Annotated in this window: 26 protein-coding genes and 1 pseudogene; 15 read left to right on the top strand and 12 right to left on the bottom strand. The window is 72.4% G+C overall.

Translation table 11 applies throughout. From position 1 onward, the window contains the following. Nucleotides 1-134, bottom strand: a pseudogene (locus ACZ42A_RS35390) (biotin synthase BioB); the annotation flags it as partial. A gap of 96 nt (nt 135-230) precedes the next feature. Here ACZ42A_RS35390 and ACZ42A_RS35385 point away from each other — a divergent pair. Next, nucleotides 231-1358: an 8-amino-7-oxononanoate synthase gene (locus ACZ42A_RS35385; RefSeq protein ID WP_468531434.1), complete on the top strand. Its 1128-nt coding sequence runs from the start codon at nt 231-233 to the stop codon at nt 1356-1358. A 42-nt stretch (nt 1359-1400) separates the two neighbouring features. On the opposite strand, the gene ACZ42A_RS35380 is transcribed toward ACZ42A_RS35385, so the two are convergent. Next, nucleotides 1401-1622 carry a DUF397 domain-containing protein gene (locus ACZ42A_RS35380; protein ID WP_468531433.1) on the bottom strand — a complete coding sequence of 74 codons (222 nt, stop codon included), beginning with the start codon at nt 1620-1622 and terminating at the stop codon, nt 1401-1403. A gap of 9 nt (nt 1623-1631) precedes the next feature. Then, on the bottom strand, nt 1632-2492 hold the full coding sequence (locus tag ACZ42A_RS35375; protein ID WP_468531432.1) for a helix-turn-helix domain-containing protein: 861 nt from the start codon (nt 2490-2492) through the stop codon (nt 1632-1634). Between the two features lie 212 nt (nt 2493-2704). On the opposite strand from ACZ42A_RS35375, the gene ACZ42A_RS35370 reads away from it, so the two are divergent. Continuing rightward, nucleotides 2705-3160, top strand: a complete 456-nt coding sequence (locus ACZ42A_RS35370; RefSeq protein ID WP_468531431.1) for an ATP-binding protein — start codon at nt 2705-2707, stop codon at nt 3158-3160. A 114-nt stretch (nt 3161-3274) separates the two neighbouring features. Here ACZ42A_RS35370 and ACZ42A_RS35365 read toward each other — a convergent pair whose 3' ends face one another. The 3 genes from ACZ42A_RS35365 to ACZ42A_RS35355 form a co-directional block, all read right to left on the bottom strand. Continuing rightward, the gene (locus ACZ42A_RS35365) at nt 3275-3748 is read right to left on the bottom strand and encodes a C40 family peptidase (RefSeq protein ID WP_468531430.1); all 474 of its coding nucleotides are present in this window, start codon (nt 3746-3748) and stop codon (nt 3275-3277) included. A gap of 555 nt (nt 3749-4303) precedes the next feature. Next, nucleotides 4304-4612 (bottom strand): hypothetical protein, encoded by a 309-nt coding sequence (locus ACZ42A_RS35360; RefSeq protein ID WP_468531429.1) that lies wholly within the window; start codon nt 4610-4612, stop codon nt 4304-4306. A gap of 7 nt (nt 4613-4619) precedes the next feature. Then, nucleotides 4620-5267 carry an ATP-dependent Clp protease proteolytic subunit gene (locus ACZ42A_RS35355; RefSeq protein WP_468531428.1) on the bottom strand — a complete coding sequence of 216 codons (648 nt, stop codon included), beginning with the start codon at nt 5265-5267 and terminating at the stop codon, nt 4620-4622. 73 nt (nt 5268-5340) lie between these two features. Between ACZ42A_RS35355 and ACZ42A_RS35350 the strand changes: the two genes are divergently transcribed. Continuing rightward, nucleotides 5341-5619, top strand: a complete 279-nt coding sequence (locus ACZ42A_RS35350) for a type II toxin-antitoxin system Phd/YefM family antitoxin (RefSeq protein ID WP_468531427.1) — start codon at nt 5341-5343, stop codon at nt 5617-5619. 126 nt (nt 5620-5745) lie between these two features. Here the strand turns inward: ACZ42A_RS35350 and ACZ42A_RS35345 are convergent, their stop codons facing one another. Next, on the bottom strand, nt 5746-6732 hold the full coding sequence (locus tag ACZ42A_RS35345) for an ABC transporter permease (RefSeq protein ID WP_468531426.1): 987 nt from the start codon (nt 6730-6732) through the stop codon (nt 5746-5748). 106 nt (nt 6733-6838) lie between these two features. Between ACZ42A_RS35345 and ACZ42A_RS35340 the strand changes: the two genes are divergently transcribed. From ACZ42A_RS35340 to ACZ42A_RS35305, 8 genes are all read left to right on the top strand, one after another. Beyond that, nucleotides 6839-7486: a TetR/AcrR family transcriptional regulator gene (locus ACZ42A_RS35340; RefSeq protein WP_468531425.1), complete on the top strand. Its 648-nt coding sequence runs from the start codon at nt 6839-6841 to the stop codon at nt 7484-7486. A gap of 112 nt (nt 7487-7598) precedes the next feature. After that, the gene (locus ACZ42A_RS35335) at nt 7599-7901 is read left to right on the top strand and encodes an urease subunit gamma (protein WP_468531424.1); all 303 of its coding nucleotides are present in this window, start codon (nt 7599-7601) and stop codon (nt 7899-7901) included. A 10-nt stretch (nt 7902-7911) separates the two neighbouring features. Next, nucleotides 7912-8223, top strand: coding sequence for an urease subunit beta (locus ACZ42A_RS35330; RefSeq protein ID WP_468531423.1), 312 nt, complete (start codon nt 7912-7914; stop codon nt 8221-8223). Further along, nucleotides 8216-9937 (top strand): urease subunit alpha, encoded by a 1722-nt coding sequence (locus ACZ42A_RS35325; protein WP_468531422.1) that lies wholly within the window; start codon nt 8216-8218, stop codon nt 9935-9937. Before ACZ42A_RS35330 ends, ACZ42A_RS35325 begins: the two co-directional genes overlap by 8 nt. Then, nucleotides 9937-10611 carry an urease accessory protein UreF gene (locus ACZ42A_RS35320; protein ID WP_468531421.1) on the top strand — a complete coding sequence of 225 codons (675 nt, stop codon included), beginning with the start codon at nt 9937-9939 and terminating at the stop codon, nt 10609-10611. The genes ACZ42A_RS35325 and ACZ42A_RS35320 overlap by 1 nt, the downstream gene beginning before the upstream one ends. Nucleotides 10612-10788: 177 nt before the next feature. Then, nucleotides 10789-11466, top strand: a complete 678-nt coding sequence (gene ureG, locus ACZ42A_RS35315) for an urease accessory protein UreG (protein ID WP_468531420.1) — start codon at nt 10789-10791, stop codon at nt 11464-11466. Then, the gene (locus ACZ42A_RS35310; RefSeq protein ID WP_468531419.1) at nt 11463-12227 is read left to right on the top strand and encodes an urease accessory protein UreD; all 765 of its coding nucleotides are present in this window, start codon (nt 11463-11465) and stop codon (nt 12225-12227) included. Before ureG ends, ACZ42A_RS35310 begins: the two co-directional genes overlap by 4 nt. 164 nt (nt 12228-12391) lie before the next feature. Next, nucleotides 12392-14050 carry an alpha/beta hydrolase gene (locus ACZ42A_RS35305; protein WP_468531418.1) on the top strand — a complete coding sequence of 553 codons (1659 nt, stop codon included), beginning with the start codon at nt 12392-12394 and terminating at the stop codon, nt 14048-14050. 45 nt (nt 14051-14095) lie between these two features. On the opposite strand, the gene ACZ42A_RS35300 is transcribed toward ACZ42A_RS35305, so the two are convergent. From ACZ42A_RS35300 to ACZ42A_RS35280, 5 genes are all read right to left on the bottom strand, one after another. Beyond that, complete coding sequence (locus ACZ42A_RS35300) at nt 14096-15130, bottom strand: NAD-dependent epimerase/dehydratase family protein (RefSeq protein WP_468531417.1); 1035 nt, start codon at nt 15128-15130, stop codon at nt 14096-14098. Between the two features lie 59 nt (nt 15131-15189). Beyond that, complete coding sequence (locus tag ACZ42A_RS35295; protein WP_468531416.1) at nt 15190-15906, bottom strand: lysophospholipid acyltransferase family protein; 717 nt, start codon at nt 15904-15906, stop codon at nt 15190-15192. 72 nt (nt 15907-15978) lie between these two features. Continuing rightward, entirely contained in the window at nt 15979-17205 is a 1227-nt protein-coding gene (gene rocD / locus ACZ42A_RS35290) for an ornithine--oxo-acid transaminase (RefSeq protein ID WP_468531415.1), read from the bottom strand. Beyond that, complete coding sequence (gene ddaH / locus ACZ42A_RS35285; protein WP_468531414.1) at nt 17202-18026, bottom strand: dimethylargininase; 825 nt, start codon at nt 18024-18026, stop codon at nt 17202-17204. Before ddaH ends, rocD begins: the two co-directional genes overlap by 4 nt. Nucleotides 18027-18144: 118 nt before the next feature. Then, nucleotides 18145-18654, bottom strand: a complete 510-nt coding sequence (locus tag ACZ42A_RS35280; protein WP_468531413.1) for an Lrp/AsnC family transcriptional regulator — start codon at nt 18652-18654, stop codon at nt 18145-18147. An 89-nt stretch (nt 18655-18743) separates the two neighbouring features. Here ACZ42A_RS35280 and ACZ42A_RS35275 point away from each other — a divergent pair, with 89 nt between their 5' ends. The 4 genes from ACZ42A_RS35275 to ACZ42A_RS35260 are packed head-to-tail and all read left to right on the top strand — an operon-like array spanning nt 18744 to nt 22788. Then, nucleotides 18744-19496 (top strand): LytR/AlgR family response regulator transcription factor, encoded by a 753-nt coding sequence (locus tag ACZ42A_RS35275; RefSeq protein WP_468531412.1) that lies wholly within the window; start codon nt 18744-18746, stop codon nt 19494-19496. 2 nt (nt 19497-19498) lie between these two features. After that, nucleotides 19499-19858: a hypothetical protein gene (locus ACZ42A_RS35270; RefSeq protein ID WP_468531440.1), complete on the top strand. Its 360-nt coding sequence runs from the start codon at nt 19499-19501 to the stop codon at nt 19856-19858. 15 nt (nt 19859-19873) lie between these two features. Further along, nucleotides 19874-21586, top strand: a complete 1713-nt coding sequence (locus tag ACZ42A_RS35265; protein ID WP_468531411.1) for a sodium/solute symporter — start codon at nt 19874-19876, stop codon at nt 21584-21586. Continuing rightward, complete coding sequence (locus ACZ42A_RS35260) at nt 21583-22788, top strand: sensor histidine kinase (protein WP_468531410.1); 1206 nt, start codon at nt 21583-21585, stop codon at nt 22786-22788. Before ACZ42A_RS35265 ends, ACZ42A_RS35260 begins: the two co-directional genes overlap by 4 nt. Nucleotides 22789-22796 lie beyond the last annotated feature (8 nt).

Genomic DNA, 22796 nt, shown 5'->3' with positions numbered 1-22796 from the left:
GTCGCGAGGACGGCCAGCGCCTCCTCGCGGGTCGGCAGCTCGCGCCGAAGCCCCTTGTCCACCAGCGTGTTCAGCAGGTCCATGAGAGCCGATCCTGTCCTACGGAGGTGCTCCTGGCCAAGGAGAGTTCGCACAACAGCTCCACTTCGTCGTGTGTGGATTGCCACATCCTGGCCTGCGGGCGGGCCCGCTAGTGTCTGTGCACTGCCTACAAAATCCCCGGAGGACCCATGGCGTTCGGCTGGATCGACGAGCAGGCGGACGTGCGCCGCCGCGCCGGACTCGTCCGCACCCTGCGGCCCCGGCCCGCCGACTCGCCCCTGCTGGACCTCGCGAGCAACGACTACCTGGGCCTGGCCCGCCACCCGGAGGTCACCGAGGGCGCGGCCCGCGCGGCGCGGGTCTGGGGCGGCGGCTCGACCGGTTCCCGGCTGGTCACCGGCACCACCGAACTGCACGGGGAACTCGAACGCGAGCTGGCCGATTTCTGCGGCTTCGAGGCCGCCCTGGTCTTCTCCTCGGGCTACGCGGCCAACCTCGCCGCGGTCACCGCGCTGGCCCCGCACGGAGCGCTGATCGTCTCGGACGCGGGCAACCACGCCTCCCTGATCGACGGCTGCCGGCTGGCCCGGGGCACCACCCAGGTGGTGGCGCACGCCGACCCGGACGCGGTCCGCAAGGCGCTCCAGAGCCATGACGGGCCCGCTGTCGCGGTGTCCGACACGGTCTTCTCGGTGGACGGCGACGCGGCCCCGCTGGCGGAGCTGGCGGCGGCCTGCCGGGAGCACGGGGCGGGTCTCGTGGTCGACGACGCGCACGGCCTCGGGGTGCTCGGGGCGGGCGGCCGGGGCGCCCCGCAGGCGGCGGGTCTCGCGGGCGCCGACGACGTCGTGGTCACGGTCACCCTGTCCAAGTCGCTGGGCAGTCAGGGCGGCGCCGTGCTCGGCCCCGCCCGGGTGATCGACCACCTGGTCAACGCGGCCCGGACCTTCATCTTCGACACGGGCCTCGCCCCCGCGGCGGTCGGCGCGGCCCTGGCGGCCCTGCGGCTGCTGCGCCGGGAGCCGGAGCGGGCCGAGCGGGCGCGCGCGGTGGCGGGCGAGCTGCACGCCCGGCTGACGGCCGCGGGTCACGAGGCGGTCCGGCCGGACGCGGCGGTGGTCTCGGTGCGCGCTCCGTCCCCGGAGAGCGCCGTGCGCTGGGCGGCCGACTGCCGGACCGCCGGGCTGGCCGTGGGCTGTTTCCGACCTCCTTCCGTGCCCGACGGCATCTCCCGGCTGCGGCTGACCGCCCGCGCGGACCTCTCCGGGGACCAGATCGAACGCGCTGTACGGGTCATCGGCGAAACGCGGCCATGAGTCGGCGTCCACGGCCGTGCGTCGCTCCTGGTGGACGGTGGGTCAGACGGCGGCCGTGAAGTACGCCCAGCTCTCGGGGGAGAAGAGCAGCGCGGGTCCGGCCGGGTCCTTGGAGTCGCGTACGGCGAGCAGCCCGGCCCAGGCGCCCGAACGGGGCCTGGCCGTCTCCACGCAGTTGTTCGCTCCCGTGCTGTAGCTGCTGCGCAGCCAGCGCACATCGGACAGTTGGCTGGTCGAAGGTACGTTCCGAGGCAGTGCGGTCATGATGCCTCCCTACGCGCCGTCAGCTATCCCGGCGATGTAGTCCAACGATTCCTCGGGTGACAGGGCGTGACGCCGAAGGGCGTCGAAGGCCTCGGTGTAGGCCCCAACATCTTCTTTCCGTTCGAGATAGAGGCTACTCGTCAAGTGGTCGAGAACAACCACATCCAGATCAGAAGTGTTCGAAAATGAGAAGATAACGAAAGGCCCGGTGACGCCGATGTGCGCCCCTGCGGCGAACGGCAGCACCTGGAGCCTCACCTGGGGCAGCCGTCCCGCCTCCACCAGCCGGCGCAGCTGACGGTCCATGACGTCGGGACCGCCGACCTCGCGCCGCAGCACCGCCTCGTCCAGGACCGCGTTCAGCGCCAGCGGCGGCTGCGAGCGCAGCACGTCCTGCCGGGCCAGCCGTACCTCCACCAGCGCGTCCAGCCGGTCCTCGTCCAGGCCTTCCACGGCGGCCCGGGTCACCGCGCGGGCGTACTCGGGGGTCTGGAGCAGCCCCGGCACCACCGAGGTCTCCAGGGTGCGCATCCCGCTCGCCTGGGACTCCAGGCTGATGAAGTCCCGGTAGGTGGGCGGCAGCACCCCGCGATAGGCGTGCCACCAGTGGTCCCGGCCCTGGCTGTCGCCCGACCCCGCGAGCACCAGCAGCAACTCGCGCAGCTGAGGATCCGTCACTCCGTAGGCGTCGAGCAGTAACCGAACATCGGCCGGTTTCACCCCACTCGCGCCGGTCTCGATCCGGCTCACCTTCGACTGGTGCCAGCCCACCAGCCGGGCGGCCTCGCCACTGGTGAGCCCCGCACCCGTGCGCAGCGCACGCAGTTCGGCGCCCAGTTTCCGGCGGCGCACCGCGGGACCGTGCTGCATGGGCTCCTCCTTACTCCAACCGAGCCGCCCAAATACGTGCTCCCGTCGCAGAGTTCACCGCTTCGAGCGACAGATATATGCATATCTTGGTGGATCGCCACCGGGATCGCCCCGGTAGTGGCAGTCTGGCGACGAAGCACCAGTCCGGGACCGTACTCGAAGCATCCGCTTTCGTGTCGGTCCGCGGTCCCGTGGGAAAGGGACGACTCGCCATGGCAGACCATCTGGAAGCATCCGTCACTCTGCCGAGCGATCCCGCTTCGGTCTCCGCGGCTCGCGCCTATGTGGTCAGCACTCTGGCGGAGTGGGGTCTGCCGCCCGACGCGGAGGTGGCCGACTCCATCCGGCTGATCGTCTCCGAACTCGCCACCAACGCCGTACAGCACACCTTCGGCCAGTCACCCACCTTCACGGTGGACGTCGAACTCGACCGGGACGAACATCTGCGCATCGGGGTGACGGACAGTCATCCCCGGTTCCCCAAGCGGCTGCCGGCGGCCGTGCAGCAGGACAACGGGCGCGGCATGGTGATCATCCGCTGGCTGACCGCGGAGTGCGGCGGACGGCTGAGAGTGCGCCGCACGCGCGAGGGCGGCAAGACCGTCGCCATCGAACTGCCGTGGGCGGTCCCGGCCCGGCCGGTGACCGCGGGGCAGCCGGAGCCCTGACGATACGAGAACCGGGCCCGCACGCGCGTACGCGGCGGGCCCGGTGTGGTCGCTCACAGGAAGTCCCGGGCGCGGTGAGGGCGCGTCAGGGGCGCCGTCACCGGCCCGCAGGGGTCACTTGACCCGGCCGTACCAGACGCTCTTCGTCCAGATCTTCTGCAGGCGCACGACGTCCCCGGTCTTCGGGGCGTGCCAGATCTTCCCCTTTCCGGCGTAGATCCCCACGTGGTACACGCTGGATCCGTAGTGGAAGAACACCAGGTCACCGGCCTTGCGGTTCTTGGCCGAGATGTGGTGCGTCTTGTTGTACTGCTGGGCGGCCGTACGCGGCAGGCTCTTGCCCGCCTTCTTGTACGAGTAGAGGGTGAGCCCCGAGCAGTCGAACCGCTTCGGTCCGGTGGCGCCCCACTTGTACGGGGAGCCCTTCTTGGACGCGGCGATCTGGAGGGCCTTCGTCGCCGGCGTGGCGGCCTCGGCCTCGGAGGCGAAGCCGGGCGCGATCACGGAGCCGCCCACGGCGGCGAGGGTGAGGGCCGAGGCCGTACCGGCCCGGGCCATGAGCGACGGGACACGATTGAGCGCGTTCATGCGCAACCCTTCGTCAGCCGCCTGTGAAGGATGACCTGTCGGATTCGGGCTGGCGAAGTTGCCCGGCCGCGTTGCGCGGCTTCACCCCAAGGACCGCTCGGCCCGGTCGTGGCGTGACCGTTCCGGCGACCCGTCGTGCTTGGGTCCTCCACTCCTGCCGATCCACTCCTGTCGACCGGTCATCCGGGCGGCGGCAGGACTCGGCGTCCGCCCGGATCGCCCCACCGCGGTGGCGGGGGCTTGTCGTCAGTCAGGGATCTTGACTCACGCATGTCCGAAAATCCCAACGGAACCGGGGATTTGTGGTCTTCCTCACCACTCATCCGTTCGGGTGGACATCCTGACGAAGGGTCGGGTGTCAAGACCGCAACGGACCCCCGGACCAGGGGTGGAAGGTCTCATTCCGCGCCGGAGGCCCGCTCTCGGCGCAACTCGAGCCAGTCTGAAAAAGGAGACGCGGATACGCCGAACGTGGGTAATCCGTTCAGTCCGTTTCAACCGGCCCGCGGACACGCCGTGACCTGCGCGGGAGTCCCCGGCCGCGGGTGCCGTGCGTCAACTGTCGGAGCGCGGCGGAAGGCTGACGCGCGCCGTGCGGCGTTCGCCGTCCAGCACGCGCAGCGCCCGCGCGAGCGTGGGCGCGTGCAGCTCCGTCTCGCCGCGCTGGTGCATCAGCGCCAGCGCGTCGCGCAGGGCGGCGGCCTTGGTCACCAGGGCCTGGGCGGCGCGCAGTCCGCTGTACGTGTGACCGTGCCGGCCCGGGTTGATCCGGCCGAGCAGGTCCACCACCTCCAGGTAACGGTCGATCAACTCGCCCTCGGCGCGGGTGAGGGCGGGCAGCGGCGGCAGCTCGGGCGGCAGCATCGGCGGCTCACCTCCCGCCGGGCGCGGCACCCGAGGCCTTGCGGTCGGTGACGATCCGGTCCACCAGGCCGTACTCCAGTGCCTCCTGCGCGGTGAGGACCTTGTCCCGCTCGATGTCCGCGCTCACCTGCTCCCGGCTGCGCCCGGTGTGCCGTACCAGCATCTCCTCCAGGCGGTCCCGGACGCGGGTCAACTCCTCGGCCTGGATGGCGAGGTCACTGGCCTGGCCCTCCACCGGCTCGGGCAGCGCGGGCTGACGGATCACCACGCGGGCGCCGGGCAGGGCGTATCGCTTGCCCGGAGTCCCGGCGGCCAGCAGCACCGCGGCGGAGGATCCGGCCTGGCCGAGGCAGATGGTCTCCACGTCGCAGCTCACGTACCGGATGGTGTCGTAGACCGCCGACATGGCGGTGAACGAGCCGCCGGGGGAGTTGATGTACAGCGAGATGTCCCGGTCCGGGTTCCGGTACTCCAGATGCATGAACTGGGCCATCACATCGTTCGCCGAGGTGTCGTCGATCGGCGTGCCCAGGAAGACGATCCGCTCCTCGAGGAGCTTCGCGTACGGATCCATCGTCCGGTGGCCGAAGCTCGTGCGTTCGGTGAACTCGGGCAGGACGTAGCGGGCGGACGGCTGGACGGGCTCTCGGGTCATGGCGGACCCCTCCTCACGGCGGAGCTGTCTCCGTAAAAAATGTACAGGACGTACATGACGTAATGTAGAGACCATGGCCTACGAGATTCCGGTGACGCAAGCCAGAGCTGAGCTCGCCGATCTGATCAACCGGGTGGTCTACGGCGGTGAACGCGTCGTCGTGACCCGTCACGGCAAGCCCCTCGTCGCCCTTGTCTCCGCCGCTGACCTGCAACGACTCGATGAGCTCCAGGAGTCCGAGGAGGAGCAGGTGATCAGCTCCGTCTCCGGTGTCCGCGAGGTCGCGTCCGCTCCCCGCGAACGGCAGCGCTTCGGCATCGCGGCGGAGCACCGGGGGCCCAACCCCTCGTAGCCTCCGGAAGCCACGGAAAGCCCGGAAGTAGTCCGCGAAAGCCACGGAAAGCCCGGAAAAGAAGACCGTGCGCTCCCGTCCGCTACTGCGGGGACGCACGGTCGGTCGTGGTCGGCGGGCCGGTGGTCAGCCGGCGAGCGCGGGCTCCCGTTCGGCCGCCGGTTCCGTCCCGGCCCTACGGGACTTCAGTGCCGAGCCGAGCAGCACCGCCCCGAGGCCCAGAGCGGCCCACCAGGTCAGGGTCAGAGCGGGGCCGGTCGCCGCCGCCCCGTCGAAGTACGACACCGAGCGCAGCAGGGACGCCCCGGCGCCCGGCGGCAGCCACTGGCCGATCGCACCGGCCGGCTCGGGCAGCATCTGCGGCCCGGAGGAGGCGCCGGAGAACGGGTTGCCGAGCAGCATCATCACGGCGGCGCCCAGGGCGATCCCGGCCGGGCCCATCAGGGCGCCGAGCCCCGCCACCGCGCCGGAGACCGCCAGCGAGGCCAGCCCGAGCACCCCGGCCTCCGCCCACCAGTCGCCGGTCAGGACGCCCAGCCAGCTGTGCGTGAGAGCGGCCGCCGCGACACCGACGAGAGCGGAGGTGCCGACGAGCGCGGCCACGGCGCGGGTTCCGCGCAGCCCCAGCAGGGTCACCGCGGAGCCGGCCGCGATCCCGGCGAGGGCGAGCGGCAGCACGCTCGCGCCGAGCGCCGCGCCGCGCGGGTCGTTCTCCGGGGCGGGGACCACGTCGACCGTCGTGATCCGAGCGCCCTCGGCGGCCGCCTGCCCGGCCACCGCCTGCTGGAGCAGCTGCGCGACCGTGGGGCTCGCGGCGGAGGCGGTGAGCAGGCGGGGGCCCTGCTCGGTGACGACCACCGCGCCGTAGACCTCGCGGTCCTCGATGGCCTCGCGGGCGGCGGCCTCGTCGGCGTAGCGGTGGATCTCGAAGGCGCCCTCGTGCCGGGTGAGGCGCTGCTCGACCTGGGCGGTCGCGGTGGCGGGTCCGGCGACGCCGAGCGGCAGGTCGCGCGGTGCCGTGCGGGCGGCGGGCCAGGCGAAGGCCCACAGGGCGAGGGCGGCGAGGAGCGGGACGAGGACGGCGACCGCGAGCGGCCTGCGGGTAGCGGACATGGGTTCTCCCCAGTCAAAGAGAAGGATCGTTCGTTTTTCTTCTCTCTCACCGTCTCGCCAGGGCGGTTCCTTGTCAAGAAGGAACGTTCGTTTTAAGTTGGGGAGCATGGCCCGCGTATCCCAGGAACACCTCGACGCCCGCCGCCGGCAGATCCTCGACGGCGCCGCGCTCTGCTTCGCCCGCAACGGCTTCCACGCCACCTCCATGCAGGACGTGCTGAAGGAGGTCGACCTCTCGGCGGGAGCCGTGTACCGCTACTTCAGGGGCAAGGAAGAGCTCATCGGCGCCATCGTCGGCGAGGTGCTCGGATCGGTCCGCACGGCCTTCGAGGAGGCGGCGCGGCTGAGCCCGCCCCCGCCGCCGGACGAACTCGTCGCCCGTGTCCTCGGCCGGACGCTCGCCGCCCGGGAGTCCCTCGTCGTCGACGGGCAGCCCGCGTTTCCCCGGCTCGTCATCCAGGTGTGGGCGGAGACGCTGCGCAACCCGGAGCTGGCGGCGGTCCTGCGGGAGGGCTACGGCGAGGTGCGCGCGGCCTGGTCCCGGATCGTCGAGGGCTACCAGGACGCCGGGATGATGCGGGGGGACGTCGAGCCGGACCACGTGGCCCGCACGATGATCGCGGCCGCGGTGGGCTTCCTCGCCCAGCAGTCGCTCTTCGGCCCCACCCCCGTCGAGGTCCTCCGGGACGGTCTGCGGGCGTTGATGAGCATGGAGGGCGAGCGGACCGCCCAGGATGGATCACAGCTCGGTTAACGTGCGTGAAACTCGGTCGAACTAGCCTGCCCATCCACGCCACCAGGGACTTTTCCCGGTGGCCGCGGCAACCGGGCCCCGCACGGCCCGGAGCGAGGATGTGAGGTGGGACGTGCAACTGACCCCGCACGAGCAGGAGAGGCTGCTGATCCATGTGGCGGCCGACGTCGCCGAGAAGCGCCGGGCCCGCGGGCTGAGGCTGAACCACCCCGAGGCGGTCGCCCTCATCACCTCGCACATCCTCGAAGGCGCGCGGGACGGCCGTACCGTCGCCGAACTCATGGCCTCCGGGCGCAAGCTGCTCACCCGGGACGAGGTCATGGAGGGCGTCCCCGAGATGATCCACGACGTCCAGGTCGAGGCGACCTTCCCGGACGGCACCAAGCTCGTCACCGTCCACGACCCGATCGTCTGAGGGGGCCTCGATGATTCCCGGGGAGATCCTGTTCGCCGAGGACCCGATCGTCTGCAACGAGGGCCGTGAGGTCACGCGGCTGACCGTCCTCAACGCCGCCGACCGGCCGGTCCAGGTCGGCTCCCACTACCATTTCGCCGAGGCCAACCCCGGCCTGGAGTTCGACCGCGCCGCCGCGCGCGGCAAGCGGCTCGACGTCGCCGCGGGCACCGCCGTGCGCTTCGAGCCCGGGATCCCCGTCGACGTCGAACTCGTCCCGCTCGCCGGCGCCCGGATCGTGCCCGGCCTGCGCGGGGAGACCGGAGGTGCCCTCGATGCCTGAGATCTCGCGTGCGGCGTACGCCGATCTGTTCGGCCCGACCACCGGCGACCGGATCCGGCTCGCCGACACCGATCTGCTGATCGAGATCGAGGAGGATCGTTCCGGCGGGCCCGGACTCGCCGGTGACGAGGCGGTGTTCGGCGGCGGCAAGGTCATCCGCGAGTCGATGGGTCAGGCGCGTGCCACCCGGGCCGAGGGGACCCCCGACACCGTCATCACGGGCGCCGTGATCGTCGACCACTGGGGCATCGTCAAGGCGGACATCGGCATCCGCGACGGCCGGATCACCGGCATCGGCAAGGCGGGCAACCCCGACACCATGGACGGGGTCCACCCCGAGCTGGTCATCGGCCCGGAGACCGAGGTCATCGCGGGCAACGGGCGGATCCTCACCGCCGGTGCCATCGACGCCCACGTCCACTTCATCTGCCCGCAGATCGCCGACGAGGCGCTGGCCTCCGGCGTCACCACGCTGGTCGGCGGCGGCACCGGCCCCGCCGAGGGCTCCAAGGCCACCACCGTCACCCCCGGCCCCTGGCACCTCGCCCGGATGCTGGAGGCGATGGAGCAGTACCCGCTCAACATCGGCTTCCTCGGCAAGGGCAACACCGTCTCCCACGAGGCCATGCTGTCCCAGATCCGCGGCGGCGCGCTCGGCCTGAAGCTGCACGAGGACTGGGGCTCCACCCCGGCCGTCATCGACGCCGCGCTGACCGTCGCCGACCGGACCGGCATCCAGGTCGCCATCCACACCGACACCCTGAACGAGGCCGGGTTCGTGGGCGACACGCTCGCCGCGATCGCGGGGCGCGGGATCCACGCGTACCACACCGAGGGCGCGGGCGGCGGGCACGCGCCGGACATCATGACCGTCGTCTCCGAGCCGCACGTGCTGCCGAGTTCGACCAACCCGACGCGGCCCTTCACCGTGAACACCGCCGAGGAACACCTCGACATGCTGATGGTGTGCCACCACCTCAACCCGGCGGTCCCCGAGGACCTGGCGTTCGCCGAGTCCCGGATCCGGCCGTCGACGATCGGGGCGGAGGACATCCTGCACGACCTGGGCGCGATCTCGATCATCTCGTCCGACTCGCAGGCCATGGGCCGGGTCGGCGAGGTCGTGCTGCGCACCTGGCAGACCGCGCATGTGATGAAGCGGCGGCGCGGAGCCCTCCCCGGGGACGGGCGCGCGGACAACCGCCGGGTGCGGCGGTACGTCGCCAAGTACACGATCAACCCCGCGCTCGCGCAGGGCCTCGCCCGCGAGATCGGCTCCGTGGAGAGCGGCAAGCTCGCCGACCTGGTGCTGTGGGAACCGGCCTTCTTCGGCGTCAAGCCGCTTCTCGTCCTCAAGGGCGGGCAGATCGCGTACGCGCAGATGGGCGACGCCAACGCCTCCATCCCCACCCCGCAGCCCATCCTGCCGCGTCCGATGTACGGCGCGATCGGGCGGGCACCGGCCGCGAACTCGTTCAACTTCGTGGCCCCGCTCGCCCTCGAGGACGGGCTGCCGGAGCGGCTGGGGCTCGGCAAGCGGTTCATGGCCATCGAGTCGACGCGCGGTGTGACCAAGGCGGACATGCGCGAGAACGATGCCCGGCCCGACGTCCGGATCGACCCCGACAGCTTCGCCGTGCACATCGACGGGGAGCTGGTCGAGGCCACCCCGGCCGCCGAACTGCCCATGGCCCAGCGTTACTTCCTCTTCTGATGTCCCGCGCAGCACTGCTCGTCCTGGCCGACGGCCGTTTTCCCGCCGGAGGGCACGCCCACTCCGGCGGGGCGGAGGCGGCCGTCAAGGCGGGGCGGATCACCGGGGCGGCGAGCCTGGAGGACTTCTGCCGGGGGCGGCTGCACACGGCGGGGCTGGTGTCGGCGGCGCTCGCGGCTGCCGCCGTCCTCGGAGTCGACCCCGCGGAACTGGACGCCGCCGCCGACGCGCGGACGCCGTCGCCGGCGTTGCGGGTCGTCGCGCGGAAGCTGGGGCGGCAGCTGATGCGGGCGGCGCGGGCGACGTGGCCGTCGGCTGAACTCGATGCCCTGGCGCGGGAGTTCCCCAAGGGGGCGCATCAGCCTGTGGTGCTCGGGCTCGCGGCGCGGGCAGCGGGTCTCGAGGCCGTCGACGCGGCGTACTGTGCGGCGTACGAGAGTGTCAGCGGGGCCGCGAGTGCGGTCGTGCGGCTGCTGAGTCTCGATCCGTTCGACGCGACCGGGGTGCTGGCGCGGCTGGCGCCGGAGCTTGACCGTGTGGCGGATCGGGCCGTGGAGGCGGCGCAGGCGGCTGTCGTGGAGGGGCCGGATGCGCTGCCTGCCGCATCCGGGCCGTTGCTGGAGATCGGGGCCGAGCAGCACGCCTCGTGGCCCGTGCGGCTGTTCGCGTCGTAGGAGGTATTCGCCCCCGCCGCCCCTTCCCATTCCCGACCCTGGGGGGCTGCGCCCCCCAGACCCCCCTTTCGGCCTGAACGGCCTCGTCCTCAAACGCCGGACGGGCTGAGATTGCCCGGCTGGGCTGAACAGGCACCGTAAGAACTGGCTGGAAACAAGGAAACTGGAGCCGTTCCCATGCATCTCGATCACTCTCATGACGGGCCCGCCGCCGTCAGCGCCGACGCCCACCGGCCCGACGGCACCCGCCGCGCCCTGCGCATCGGCCTCGGCGGGCCCGTCGGGTCCGGGAAGACCGCCACCGTCGCCGCCCTGTGCCGGGCGCTGCGCGACGAGTTGTCGCTGGCCGTCGTCACCAACGACATCTACACCCGCGAGGACGCCGAGTTCCTGCTCCGGGAGGCCGTGCTGCCGCCGGAGCGGATCACGGCCGTGGAGACCGGTGCCTGCCCGCACACCGCGATCCGGGACGACATCTCGGCCAACCTGGAGGCGGTCGAGGACCTGGAGGACGAGGTCGGGCCGCTGGATCTGATCCTCGTGGAGTCCGGCGGGGACAACCTCACCGCGACCTTCTCCAAGGGCCTCGTGGACGCGCAGATCTTCGTGATCGACGTGGCGGGCGGCGACGACATCCCGCGCAAGGGCGGGCCGGGCGTCACGACCGCCGACCTGCTGGTGGTCAACAAGACCGACCTCGCACCGTACGTCGGCTCCGACCTCGCCCGGATGGCGGCGGACGCCAAGGCGCAGCGGGGCGACCTGCCGGTCGTCTTCCAGTCGCTGCGCGGCGAGAGCGGTGTCGCGGACGTCGCCGACTGGGTGCGGGCGCGGCTCGCCGCGTGGACGGCATGACCACGGCCACCGTCGGGGTACGGGCCACGGCACGGATCCGCGCCGTCGACGACGGACGCGGCGGTACGGCGCTGCCCGTGCTCGCGGGCGAGGGCCCGCTGGCGCTGCGGCGGACCCGGGGGAGCGGCAGCGAGGCGCGGGTCATGCTGGTCGGCGCGATGAGCGGGCCGCTGGGCGGTGACCGGTTCACTGTCGAGGCGGAGGTGGCCGAGCGCGCCCGGCTGCGGGTCGGATCGGCCGCCGCCACCATCGCCCTGCCGGGCCAGGCCAAGGGCGAGGCCCGGTACGACGTACGGCTCACCGTGGCCGAAGGGGGCGAACTGCACTGGCTGCCCGAGCAGTTGATCTGCGCCGCGGGCAGCGAACTGACCGTGCGCACACGGGTCGACGTCGCGGCGGCGGGGCGGCTGGTGCTGCGCGAGGAGCAGGTGCTCGGGCGGGTGGGAGAGGAGCCCGGGCGGCTGACCAGCCGGCTGACCGTGCGGGTCGCCGGGCGGACCGTGCTCGACCAGGAGCTGGCCTGCGGGCCCGGGGCGCCCGGCGGCTGGGACGGTCCGGCCGGGCTCGGCGGCCACCGGGCCGTGGGGCAACTCATCGTCGTACGGCCGGAGTTCGCCGCGCGGCCAGCGGCAGCGCGGGTGCTGGGGGAGGGGGCGGCGCTGATGCCGCTCGCCGGGCCCGCCGTGCTCGTGAGCGCGATCGCGCCGGACGCGCTGCGGCTGCGCCGGCTGCTGGACCAGGCGCTGGCCGACCTCCGCTGACGCACCTCGTGGGCTTTTGACGCGCCTCGCGGGTCTTCCGCTGAGCGGGATCGGCTGATCCGGTTATCGGATTGGCAAAGAAAACCCGGCCACCCCTGTTCCCCGCGGCCGCGCAGCCGCCAGGATCCCCCTGTCCATCGCAACGATGCAGGGGGAGGCTCCACTTGAGGGACAGCAGACCGAACAGGCGGACTACGGCACTCGGTTCGGCCGGTGTGCTCGTCGCGGCGACTCTGATAGCCGGCGCGGTCGCGGCACCGACGGCCAGCGCCGACGCGGGCGCCACCGCCGGCGCGGACGCGGGCACCACGGCCGGTGCCGGCCGGGCCGCCGCCGAGGCCCGCCACGGTCAGGACCGGGAGGCCCGGGGCGTCGCGATCGCCGCGGCCCGCGCCGCGCACAAGGGCATCGACTGGCAGGACTGCCCGGCCGACTGGGGACTGGAGAAGCCGATCCAGTGCGGCTGGGTCACCGTGCCGCTCGACTACGCCAAGCCGTACGGCAAGCAGATCAAGCTCGCCGTCGACCGCATCGGCAACACCGGCACGAAGGCCGAGCGGCAGGGTGCCCTCGTCTACAACCCGGGCGGCCCCGGCGGCTCCGGGCTGCGCTTCCCGCGCCGCGTCACCACCAAGGCCCCGGTCTGGCAGAACGTCGCCAAGGCGTACGACTTCGTCGGCTTCGACCCGCGCGGTGTCGGCAAGTCGGCGCCCATCTCCTGCGTCGACCCGCAGGAGTTCGTCAAGGCGCCCAAGATGGACCCGGTGCCCGACTCCGAGGCCGACAAGCTCGCCCAGCGCAAGCTGGCCCGCGAGTACGCCGAGGGCTGCTACGAGCGCAGCGGCGCGATGCTGCCGTACATGACGACCCCGAACACCGCGCGCGACCTCGACGTCATCCGCGCCGCGCTCGGCGAGAAGAAGCTCAACTTCCTCGGCGTCTCCTACGGCACCTACCTGGGCGCCGTCTACGGCACGCTCTTCCCGGGCCACGTCCGCCGCATGATCACCGACAGTGTGGTCAACCCGTCCCGCGAGAAGATCTGGTACCAGGCCAACCTGGACCAGGACGTCGCCTTCGAGACCCGCTGGCAGGACTGGCAGGACTGGGTCGCGAAGAACGACGCCACCTTCCACCTCGGCACCACCCGCGCCGAGGTCCAGGCCAAGTGGCTGCAGCTGCGCGCCACCGCGAAGAAGGAGCCCATCGGCGGGGTCGTCGGCCCGGCCGAGCTGATCGGCTTCTTCCAGAGCGCCCCGTACTACGACTCCGCGTGGGTGCCCGTCGCCACGGTGTTCAGCAAGTACGTCGCGGGCGACACCCAGGCTCTGGTCGACGCCGCCGCCCCCGACCTGACCGACACCGCGGGCAACGCCGCCTCCGAGAACGGCAACGCCGTCTACACCGCCGTCGAGTGCGCCGACGCCAAGTGGCCCACCAGCTGGGAGCGCTGGGACCGGGACAACACCCGGCTCCACCGCGACTACCCGTTCCTGACCTGGTCCAACGCCTGGATGAACCTGCCCTGCGCGACCTGGCCGGTGAAGCAGCAGACCCCGGTGGACGTGAAGACCGGCAAGGGCCTGCCGCCGGTGCTCATCGTCCAGGCCGAGCGCGACGCGGCGACCCCCTACGGCGGTGCCCTCGAACTGCACCAGCGCTTCAAGGGCTCCCGCCTGATCACCGAGAAGGACGCGGGCTCCCACGGCGTCACCAGCCTCGTGAACTCCTGCGTCAACGAGCGGGTGGACGCCTACCTGCTCACCGGCAGGCTGGACGCCGAGGACGTGACCTGCGCACCGCACGCCACGCCCAAGCCGTAAGCGCCGACGGTACGAGGTGAGGGGCGGCCGGCGCCGCCCCTCACCTCATCCGTGCGCCGCACACCAGGCGTCCTCCGCGGCGTAGTCGAAGAGGTCCGGGTAGACCCCGGCCAGCATCGGGAACGCCTCCCACCAGTCCCGCCCGTCGGCGAGCCGCTCCGCCAGCCACTCGACCGTCTCCGGCAGGCTCTCGGCGTAGGACACGACAGGCCGGTAGCCCAGCTCCCGCTCGGCGGCGGACATGTCGCACACCACCGGGTGTTCGGCCGACCACGGAGACTTGCCGACCGCCGGACCGGGCGGCGGACCGTCCACGAGGACCGTCTCCGTCCGCACCCCCATCACCGCGTCCACCGCCTCCCCCATCTCGGCCACCGTCGGCACGTCCGGGTCCACCGCGTTGAGCACCCGGGAGCCGGGCCGCGCCGCCGCCAGTCGCACCAGCTCGGCGATATTGCGCACCTGCGCCCCGTGGAACCGGCTCAGCCCGCCGTACGCGAGGACGCGCCGGCGCCGTCCGTCGAGGTTCCGCTTCACGAAGTACAGCTCGCGCGGCAGCGGGCTGTACGGGCCGTGCACCGCGCCGGCGCGCAGCAGCGTGGCCGGCAACCGGTCGCCCGCCGCGAGGAGTTCGTGCTCCAGGGCCGCCTTGCCCGTGCTGTAGGTGGCGTCGCCGGGAGCCACGGTCGGCTGGTCCTCCCGCAGCCACATCGGGTACTCGGGGAACCCGCCGGGCTCGCCCATCGTGTCGAAGCCACGGCCCTGGTCGTCCACGTAGACCGACACCGTGGAGATCACCACCGCCGACCCGATCCGTCCGGACAGGTCCGTCAGCTGCCGGGCGTGCCGTGCCCCGTACGCGACGACGTCCACCACCAGCTCGCAGCCGTCGCCGAGTACGGCGGCCAGCGCGGCGTCGTCCTCGCGGTCCAGCCGCACCGCCCGCACCCCGTCGGGCCACTCCGGGGCCCGGCCGCCGCCCCGCGAGGCGGCCGTCACCTCCCAGCCGTCCCGTACCAGCGCGGCCACCGCCGGTCGCCCGATCTGCCCTGTCGCTCCGATCACCACAGCACGCTTCATGTGCCGACCGTACGGTGTACAGGGCCGAGACGGCACGGGAGTCGGCCGACAGCAGAGCGTCAGCTCAGCGGCAGCCGCGGGAACCTGCGCTCCTTCGCGGCGGCCTCCTCCGCCTTCACGACGGCCGCGTACCGGTCGACGTACTCCTGTCCGGACAGCGACAGGATCGCGTACATGATCTCGTCCGTGACGGCGCGCAGGATCGCCTTCTCGTTCTCCATCCCGGCGTACCGGGAGAAGTCCAGCGGCTCGCCGAAGCGGATCACCACCGGGTGGATACGGGGCACCACCCGGCCGGGCGGCTGTGCCTCGAACGTGCCGATCATCGCGCACGGCACCACCGGCACCCCGGCCTTCAGCGCCATCACCGCGACCCCGACCTTGCCCTTGTAGAGCCGCCCGTCGTGCGACCGGGTCCCCTCCGGATAGATCCCGAGCAGTTCCCCTTTCGCCAGGACGCCCAGCCCTTCCCGGATCGCCACCTGCCCCGCGTCCTTCCCGGACCGGTCCACCGGGATCTGCCCCGCACTGCGGAAGAAGGCGGCGGTGAGCCGCCCCTTCAGCCCGGGCCCGGTGAAGTACTCCGCCTTCGCCAGAAAGGTGATCCGCCGCCTCAGCACCGCCGGCATCAGGAAGTGGTCGGAGAACGACAGATGGTTTCCGGCGACGATGGCCGCACCCGATGCCGGGACGTGGTCGAGGCCTTCGATACGGGGCCGGAAGACCAGTCTCAGCAGCGGGCCCAGCAGGACGTGTTTGAGCAGGCGGTAGAACAAGGGGAACGCTCCTCCCGGTCAGGGGTTCCCCATATGGTTGAAGAGACGGCGACCCAAGGGAAGGGCCCGGACTCAGCCCTGTGCCAGTACCTTCTCCAACGCCCCGATCGCCGACCGCAGTTCCTCGCCCGTGATGGTCAGCGGGGGCGCCAGGCGGATCGTCGAGCCGTGGGTGTCCTTGACGAGGACGCCCTCGCGCATCAGGCGTTCGCTGATCTCGCGGCCGGTGCCGATGGCCGGGTCGATGTCGACGCCCGCCCACAGGCCGCGGGCGCGGAAGCCGAGCACGCCCTTGCCGACCAGGTCGGTGAGGCCGCCCCGGAGGACGACGCCCAGTTCGGCGGCGCGGCGCTGGTACTCGCCGGTCTCCAGCAGGTCGACGACGGCCGTGCCGACGGCGGCCGCGAGGGGGTTGCCGCCGAAGGTGGAGCCGTGCTCGCCGGGGTGCAGGACGCCCAGGACCTCGCGGCGGGCGACCACCGCCGACACCGGCACGATGCCGCCGCCCAGCGCCTTGCCGAGCAGGACGACGTCCGGGACGACGTCCTCGTGCTCGACGGCGAGGGTGCGGCCGGTGCGGCCGAGGCCGGACTGGATCTCGTCGGCGATGAACAGGCAGCCCGCGCGGTGCGTCAGCTCGCGGACCCCGGCCAGATAGCCCTGGTCGGGAATGATCACGCCCGCCTCGCCCTGGATCGGCTCGATCAGCACCGCCGCCGTGGTCTCGTCGACGGCCTCCTCCAGCGCGGCCAGGTCGTTGTAGGGGACGATCCGGAAGCCCGGGGTGAAGGGGCCGAAGCCGGTCCGGGCCGTCTCGTCCGTGGAGAAGCTGACGATCGTCGTCGTCCGGCCGTGGAAGTTCTCCGCCGCGACCACGATCGTCGCCCGGTCGGCGGGGACGCCCTTGACGTCGTACGCCCACTTGCGGGCCACCTTGATGCCGCTCTCGACCGCCTCCGCGCCGGTGTTCATCGGCAGCACCATGTCCAGCCCCGTGAGCGCGGACAGGCGTTCGGCGAACTCGGCGAGCCGGTCGTTGTGGAAGGCGCGCGAGGTGAGGGTGAGGCGGTCCAGCTGGCGGTGGGCGGCCTCGATCAGCGCCGGGTGGCGGTGGCCGAAGTTGAGGGCCGAGTAGCCGGCCAGCATGTCCAGGTAGCGGCGGCCCTCGACGTCCTCCACCCAGGTGCCCTCGGCACGGGCCACCACCACGGGCAGCGGGTGGTAGTTGTGCGCGAGGACCGGCTGCTCCGCGGCGATCAGCTCGGCGGAGTCGCGGGCGGTACGGGCGGGTGCGGTCATGAACGGATCTCCTGAGTGCAGCACTTGATGCCGCCGCCGGCCTTGTGGAACTCCGACAGGTCGACGGGGACGGGGACATAGCCGTGGTCGTCGAGCCGCGCGGCCAGCGCCTCGGCCCGCGGGGCGATGAAGACATGGCGGCCGTCGGACACCGAGTTCAGGCCGAACGCCATCGCGTCGTCGCGGGTGGCGAGCACCGCGTCCGGGTACAGCCGCTGCAGCACCTCACGGCTGCCCGGCGAGAACGCCTCCGGGTAGTACACGACGTTGTTGCCGTCGGCGGAGTCGTCGAGGACGAACAGCGCCGTGTCCAGGTGGTAGAAGTACGGGTCCACCAGCGTCAGGCTGATCACCGGGTGGCCGAAGAACTCCTGCGCCTCGCGGTGCGCCTCCCGGGCCGTGCGGAACCCCGTGCCGGCCAGCACGTAGCGGCCCGTCCACACCAGGTCGCCCTCGCCCTCGCACACCGACTCCGGCCGGTACACGTCGTAGCCCGCAGTCTTGAACCAGGTCTCGTAGTGCACGGACTCGGGACGGCGCTCGGGGGCGTGGAAGAGGGAGCCGAAGACCCGGCCGCCGACGACGAACGCCGAGTTCGCGGCGAAGACCATGTCCGGCAGGCCCGCCACCGGCTCCACGCTGTCGACCGTATGCCCGTGGGCGCGGTAGGCGGCGATCAGCTTCTGCCACTGCTCCTGGGCGAGGTCGACGTCGACCCGGACATCGGGATGCATCCAGGGATTGATCGCGTACTGCACGGCGAAGTGTCTGGGTTCGCAGACGAGGAAGCGCCGCCGGCGCGGCACACGTGTTTCGGACACAGAGGGGTTCCTCCGCTTCCTGCGGTGTCGACTGAGGGTTGACACCACGGTAGAAAGAGCCCCGGACGCTCGACAAGAAACGAAACCTGCGCGTTCACGCAGGATCGCTGCGTTCTGATCAGGTGTGACGCACGTCTCCTGCGTCGTCCGGAGCGGGCTGGTTCGCGCCCGCCTCCGGACTCTCCGGCAGCAGATGGGACAGCACCATGACACTGATCGTCTTCCGGATGAACGGCTCGGCGCGGATCCGCTCCAGCACCTCCTCGAAGTGCTCCACATCCCGCGCCCGCACATGCAGCAGCGCGTCCGCGCCGCCCGTCACCGTCATCGCCGCGGCGATCTCCGGATGGTTGCGCACCACCTCCGCGAGGCGCCGCGGCGGGGCCGCGCCCTCGCAGTACACCTCGACATACGCCTCCGTACGCCAGCCCAGCGCCGACGGCTTCACCGTCGCCGTGAACCCGGTGATCACCCCGGTCTCCCGCAACCGGTCCACCCGGCGCTTCACCGCCGTGGCGGACAGCCCGATCGCCGCCCCGATCTCGGCGAAACTGGTCCGCGCGTTCGCCATCAGCGCGGTGACGATCTTCCGGTCGAGGTCGTCGAACGGTGCCGGCCTGCTGTTCATGGCGGCACTGTATCCAGCGGGAACGCCCCGAGGACCGGCACGCGACTGCCCGTGTGCAGGCGTACGAATTACTCCTACACTCCGGGTTCATGCTGCGCGCCCTGGCTGTCGACGACGAACGCCCCTCGCTGGAGGAACTGCTCTACCTCCTGCACGCCGATCCCCGCATCGGCAGTGCCGAGGGCGCCGGTGACGCGACCGAGGCGCTGCGCCGGATCAACCGCGCCCTGGAGTCGGGACCCGACGGGCCCGAGGCGATCGACGTCGTCTTCCTCGACATCCACATGCCCGGCCTCGACGGCCTCGACCTCGCCCGGCTGCTCACCGGCTTCGCCCGGCCCCCGCTGGTCGTCTTCGTCACCGCTCACGAGGACTTCGCCGTGCAGGCCTTCGATCTCAAGGCCGTCGACTACGTCCTCAAACCCGTCCGCAAGGAACGCCTGGCCGAGGCGATACGCCGCGCCGCCGAACTGCGCGGCACCGCCCCCCGCATCCCCGTGAGCGAGCCCGACCCCGACCAGATACCCGTCGAGCTGGGCGGCGTGACCCGCTTCGTCGCCGTCGACGACATCACCCACGTCGAGGCACAGGGCGACTACGCCCGGCTGCACACCGGCCAGGGCAGCAGCCACCTGGTCCGCATCCCGCTGTCCACCCTGGAGGAGCGCTGGCGCTCCCGCGGCTTCGTCCGCATCCACCGCCGCCATCTGGTCGCCCTGCGCCACATCGGCGAGCTCCGCCTCGACGCGGGCACGGTCAGCGTCCTGGTCGGCTCAGAGGAACTCCAGGTCAGCCGCCGCCACGCCCGTGAACTGCGGGACCTGCTGATGAGGAGGCCGTGACCGTGCCGAACAGCCCCGCCGACCGCCGCGTCGTCGTCACCGGCCCGCCCCGCCGCACCCGGCGCGTCCCCGGCGCCTACCGCCCGCGCACCGAGATCGACGAGCAGACCACCCTCGGCCACACCTACGTCCGCTCCCTGATGCGCACCCAGCTGCGCGCCGCCCTGACCGTCTGCGCCGTCCTCGTCCTGCTGATCGGCCCGCTGCCCCTGGTCTTCGCGGCGGCCCCGCACGCCGGCCGCCTCCAGTGGCTGGTGCTCGGCTTCTGCCTCTACGCCCCGCTGGTCCTGCTCGCCCAGTGGTACGTGCGCCGCGCCGAACGCAACGAACGCGACTTCGTCCGCCTGGTCGAGGACCGCTGACCGGGCCCCTGTGTCATGAACTCCTCGTACGCCGTCCCCGCCGTCGCCCTCGTCGTGCTGGCGACCGTGCTCGTCGGCGCCTTCGGCCTGCGCATCTCCCGCACCACCTCCGACTTCTACGTCGCCTCGCGCACCGTCGGCCCCCGCCTGAACGCGGCCGCCATCAGCGGCGAGTACCTGTCCGCCGCCTCCTTCCTCGGCATCGCGGGCCTGGTGCTCGTCCAGGGCCCGGACATGCTCTGGTACCCGGTCGGCTACACCGCCGGCTACCTCGTGCTGCTGCTCTTCGTCGCCGCCCCGCTGCGCCGCTCCGGCGCCTACACCCTGCCCGACTTCGCCGAGGCCCGGCTCGCCTCGCAGGCGGTACGGCGGCTCGCGGGCGCCTTCGTCGTCGGCGTCGGCTGGCTCTATCTGCTGCCCCAGCTGCAGGGCGCGGGCCTGACCCTCACCGTGCTGACCGGGGCGCCGGACTGGCTCGGCGGGATCATCGTCGCGGTCGTCGTCGTGGCCATCGTCGCCGCGGGCGGCATGCGCAGCATCACCTTCGTGCAGGCCTTCCAGTACTGGCTGAAACTGACCGCCCTGCTCGTCCCCGCCTTCTTCCTGGTCCTCGCCTGGCAGGCCGACGGCGGCCCCCGCCGCGCCTTCGACGAACCACCCGCCTTCCGCGACCAGCGCGCCGTCCGCGTCGACGCCACCCTCGACCTGCGCCTGGAGCGCCCGCTCACCGTCACCGTCGACGGCACCGTCGACGGCCGCGCCCACGACGGCACCGAGATCCGCCTGCCCGCCGGCACCCACCGCATCGACCAGGGCACCCGCCTCACCTTCGCTCCCGGCACCCCCGTCCCGGCCGCCGACCGCGGCAGCAACGGCGGCATGTCCACCTCGCTCGCCGAGGGCCGCGAGGACCGCCCGCTCTACGCCACGTACGGACTGATCCTCGCCACCTTCCTCGGCACCATGGGCCTGCCGCACGTGGTGGTCCGCTTCTACACCAGCCCGCACGGCGTCGCCGCCCGCCGCACCACGGTCGCCGTGCTCGGCCTGATCGGCGCCTTCTACCTGCTGCCGCCCGTCTACGGCGCGCTCGGCCGCCTCTACGCCCCCGAACTCACCCTCACCGGCGACGCCGACGCGGCCGTCCTGCTGCTGCCCGGCCGGATGATCGGCGGGGTCGGCGGCGACCTCCTCGGCGCACTGCTCGCCGGCGGCGCGTTCGCCGCGTTCCTGTCCACCGCCTCCGGGCTCGCCATGGCCGTCGCCGGAGTGCTCACCCAGGACGTGCTGCCCTCGCGCGGCGTCCGGCACTTCCGGCTCGGCACGCTGCTCGCCATGGCCGCCCCGCTCGTGGCGAGCGTGCTGGTCGGCGGACTGCCCGTCGCCGACGCGGTCGGGCTCGCCTTCGCGGTCTCGGCGTCCTCGTTCTGCCCGCTGCTCGTGCTCGGCATCTGGTGGCGGCGGCTGACCCCGCCCGGCGCGGCCGCCGGGATGCTGGTCGGCGGCGGCTCCGCGTTCGCCGCCGTCGCCGCCACCATGGCCGGCTTCCCCGGCGGCGGCCCGCTGCACGCCCTGCTCGCCTGGCCCGCGCTGTGGTCGGTGCCGCTCGGCTTCCTCACCATGGTGCTGGTGTCGCTTGCCACCCCGGCCCGCGTCCCGGCCGGCACCGCGGCCATCCTGGCCCGCTTCCATCTGCCGGAACAGCTGCGCACGGAGGTGAAGGCGTGATCGGCTTCCTCGCCGGGCTCTGCGTGGCCGTCCTGCCCCTGCTCGCCGCCGGTTTCTGGCTCGGCCGGCGCACCGCCCGCACCCAGAACCTCGGCGGCCTCGGCACCCCGGTCGAACACGCCACCTTCCAGACCCTGCACACCGCCTCCCTCGCCGCGCCCCCGCTGCGCGCCGGGCTCACCGAGGAGACGGCCCGCAAGTCGGCCCGCCGGCTGCGCACCCTGCTCGGCACCGACGCCCTCTGCCTCACCGACGACAGCCAGGTGCTGGTCTGGGACGGCGTGGGCGCCCATCACCGCGCCGAGGTCATGGAACGGCTCGCCGGCCCGCTGGAAACCGGCCGCGGCGAGGCTTTCCGGCTCGCCTGCGGCGCCCCCGACTGCCCGCTGCGCTGGGCCGTCGTCGCCCCGCTCACCGTCGACGACCGGGTCCACGGCGCCCTCGTCGCCTGCGCGCCCCGCGAGTCCGCCGTGCTGGTACGGGCGGCCGCCGAGGTCGCCCGCTGGGTCTCCGTGCAGCTCGAACTCGCCGACCTCGACCGCTCCCGCACCCGGCTGATCGAGGCCGAGATCAAGGCCCTGCGCGCCCAGATCTCCCCGCACTTCATCTTCAACTCGCTCGCCGTGATCGCCTCGTTCGTGCGCACCGACCCCGAGCGCGCCCGCGAACTGCTCCTGGAGTTCGCCGACTTCACCCGCTACTCGTTCCGCCGGCACGGCGACTTCACCACCCTCGCCGACGAACTCCACGCCATCGACCACTACTTGGCGCTGGTCCGGGCCCGCTTCGGCGACCGCCTCTCGGTCACCCTCCAGATCGCCCCCGAGGTACTGCCGGTCACCCTGCCGTACCTGTGTCTCCAGCCGCTCGTCGAGAACGCCGTCAAACACGGTCTGGAGGGCAAGGCGGACACCTGCCGGATCAGCATCACCGCGCAGGACGCGGGAGCCGAGGCCCTCGTGGTCATCGAGGACGACGGCGCCGGAATGGACCCCGACCTGCTGCGCCGCATCCTCGCCGGGGAGGTCAGCCCGTCCGGCGGCATCGGGCTGTCCAACGTCGACGACCGGCTCCGCCAGGTGTACGGCGACGACCACGGCCTGGTCATCGAGACCGCCCTGGGCGCGGGCATGAAGGTCACCGCCCGGCTGCCCAAGTACCAGCCGGGGGTGCACTCGGCGGGGCGACTCGCCCAGGAGTAGCCCGGAAA

Source organism: Streptomyces sp. NPDC030838 (assembly GCF_055572035.1).
This window is presented reverse-complemented; position numbering and strand designations above follow the sequence as displayed.

Bases quoted from the DNA above. Each gene is read 5' to 3' on its own strand.
- ACZ42A_RS35350 (WP_468531427.1), top strand. From the start codon at position 5,341: ATGGCCTACGAGATTCCGGTGACGCAAGCCAGAGCTGAGCTCGCCGAT.
- ACZ42A_RS35365 (WP_468531430.1), bottom strand. From the start codon at position 3,748: ATGAACGCGCTCAATCGTGTCCCGTCGCTCATGGCCCGGGCCGGTACG.
- ACZ42A_RS35275 (WP_468531412.1), top strand. From the start codon at position 18,744: ATGCTGCGCGCCCTGGCTGTCGACGACGAACGCCCCTCGCTGGAGGAA.
- ACZ42A_RS35385 (WP_468531434.1), top strand. From the start codon at position 231: ATGGCGTTCGGCTGGATCGACGAGCAGGCGGACGTGCGCCGCCGCGCC.
- ureG (WP_468531420.1), top strand. From the start codon at position 10,789: ATGCATCTCGATCACTCTCATGACGGGCCCGCCGCCGTCAGCGCCGAC.
- ACZ42A_RS35370 (WP_468531431.1), top strand. From the start codon at position 2,705: ATGGCAGACCATCTGGAAGCATCCGTCACTCTGCCGAGCGATCCCGCT.
- ACZ42A_RS35375 (WP_468531432.1), bottom strand. From the start codon at position 2,492: ATGCAGCACGGTCCCGCGGTGCGCCGCCGGAAACTGGGCGCCGAACTG.
- ACZ42A_RS35330 (WP_468531423.1), top strand. From the start codon at position 7,912: ATGATTCCCGGGGAGATCCTGTTCGCCGAGGACCCGATCGTCTGCAAC.
- ACZ42A_RS35340 (WP_468531425.1), top strand. From the start codon at position 6,839: ATGGCCCGCGTATCCCAGGAACACCTCGACGCCCGCCGCCGGCAGATC.
- ACZ42A_RS35345 (WP_468531426.1), bottom strand. From the start codon at position 6,732: ATGTCCGCTACCCGCAGGCCGCTCGCGGTCGCCGTCCTCGTCCCGCTC.
- ACZ42A_RS35320 (WP_468531421.1), top strand. From the start codon at position 9,937: ATGTCCCGCGCAGCACTGCTCGTCCTGGCCGACGGCCGTTTTCCCGCC.
- ACZ42A_RS35280 (WP_468531413.1), bottom strand. From the start codon at position 18,654: ATGAACAGCAGGCCGGCACCGTTCGACGACCTCGACCGGAAGATCGTC.
- rocD (WP_468531415.1), bottom strand. From the start codon at position 17,205: ATGACCGCACCCGCCCGTACCGCCCGCGACTCCGCCGAGCTGATCGCC.
- ACZ42A_RS35380 (WP_468531433.1), bottom strand. From the start codon at position 1,622: ATGACCGCACTGCCTCGGAACGTACCTTCGACCAGCCAACTGTCCGAT.
- ACZ42A_RS35355 (WP_468531428.1), bottom strand. From the start codon at position 5,267: ATGACCCGAGAGCCCGTCCAGCCGTCCGCCCGCTACGTCCTGCCCGAG.
- ACZ42A_RS35300 (WP_468531417.1), bottom strand. From the start codon at position 15,130: ATGAAGCGTGCTGTGGTGATCGGAGCGACAGGGCAGATCGGGCGACCG.
- ACZ42A_RS35265 (WP_468531411.1), top strand. From the start codon at position 19,874: ATGAACTCCTCGTACGCCGTCCCCGCCGTCGCCCTCGTCGTGCTGGCG.
- ACZ42A_RS35325 (WP_468531422.1), top strand. From the start codon at position 8,216: ATGCCTGAGATCTCGCGTGCGGCGTACGCCGATCTGTTCGGCCCGACC.
- ACZ42A_RS35310 (WP_468531419.1), top strand. From the start codon at position 11,463: ATGACCACGGCCACCGTCGGGGTACGGGCCACGGCACGGATCCGCGCC.
- ACZ42A_RS35360 (WP_468531429.1), bottom strand. From the start codon at position 4,612: ATGCTGCCGCCCGAGCTGCCGCCGCTGCCCGCCCTCACCCGCGCCGAG.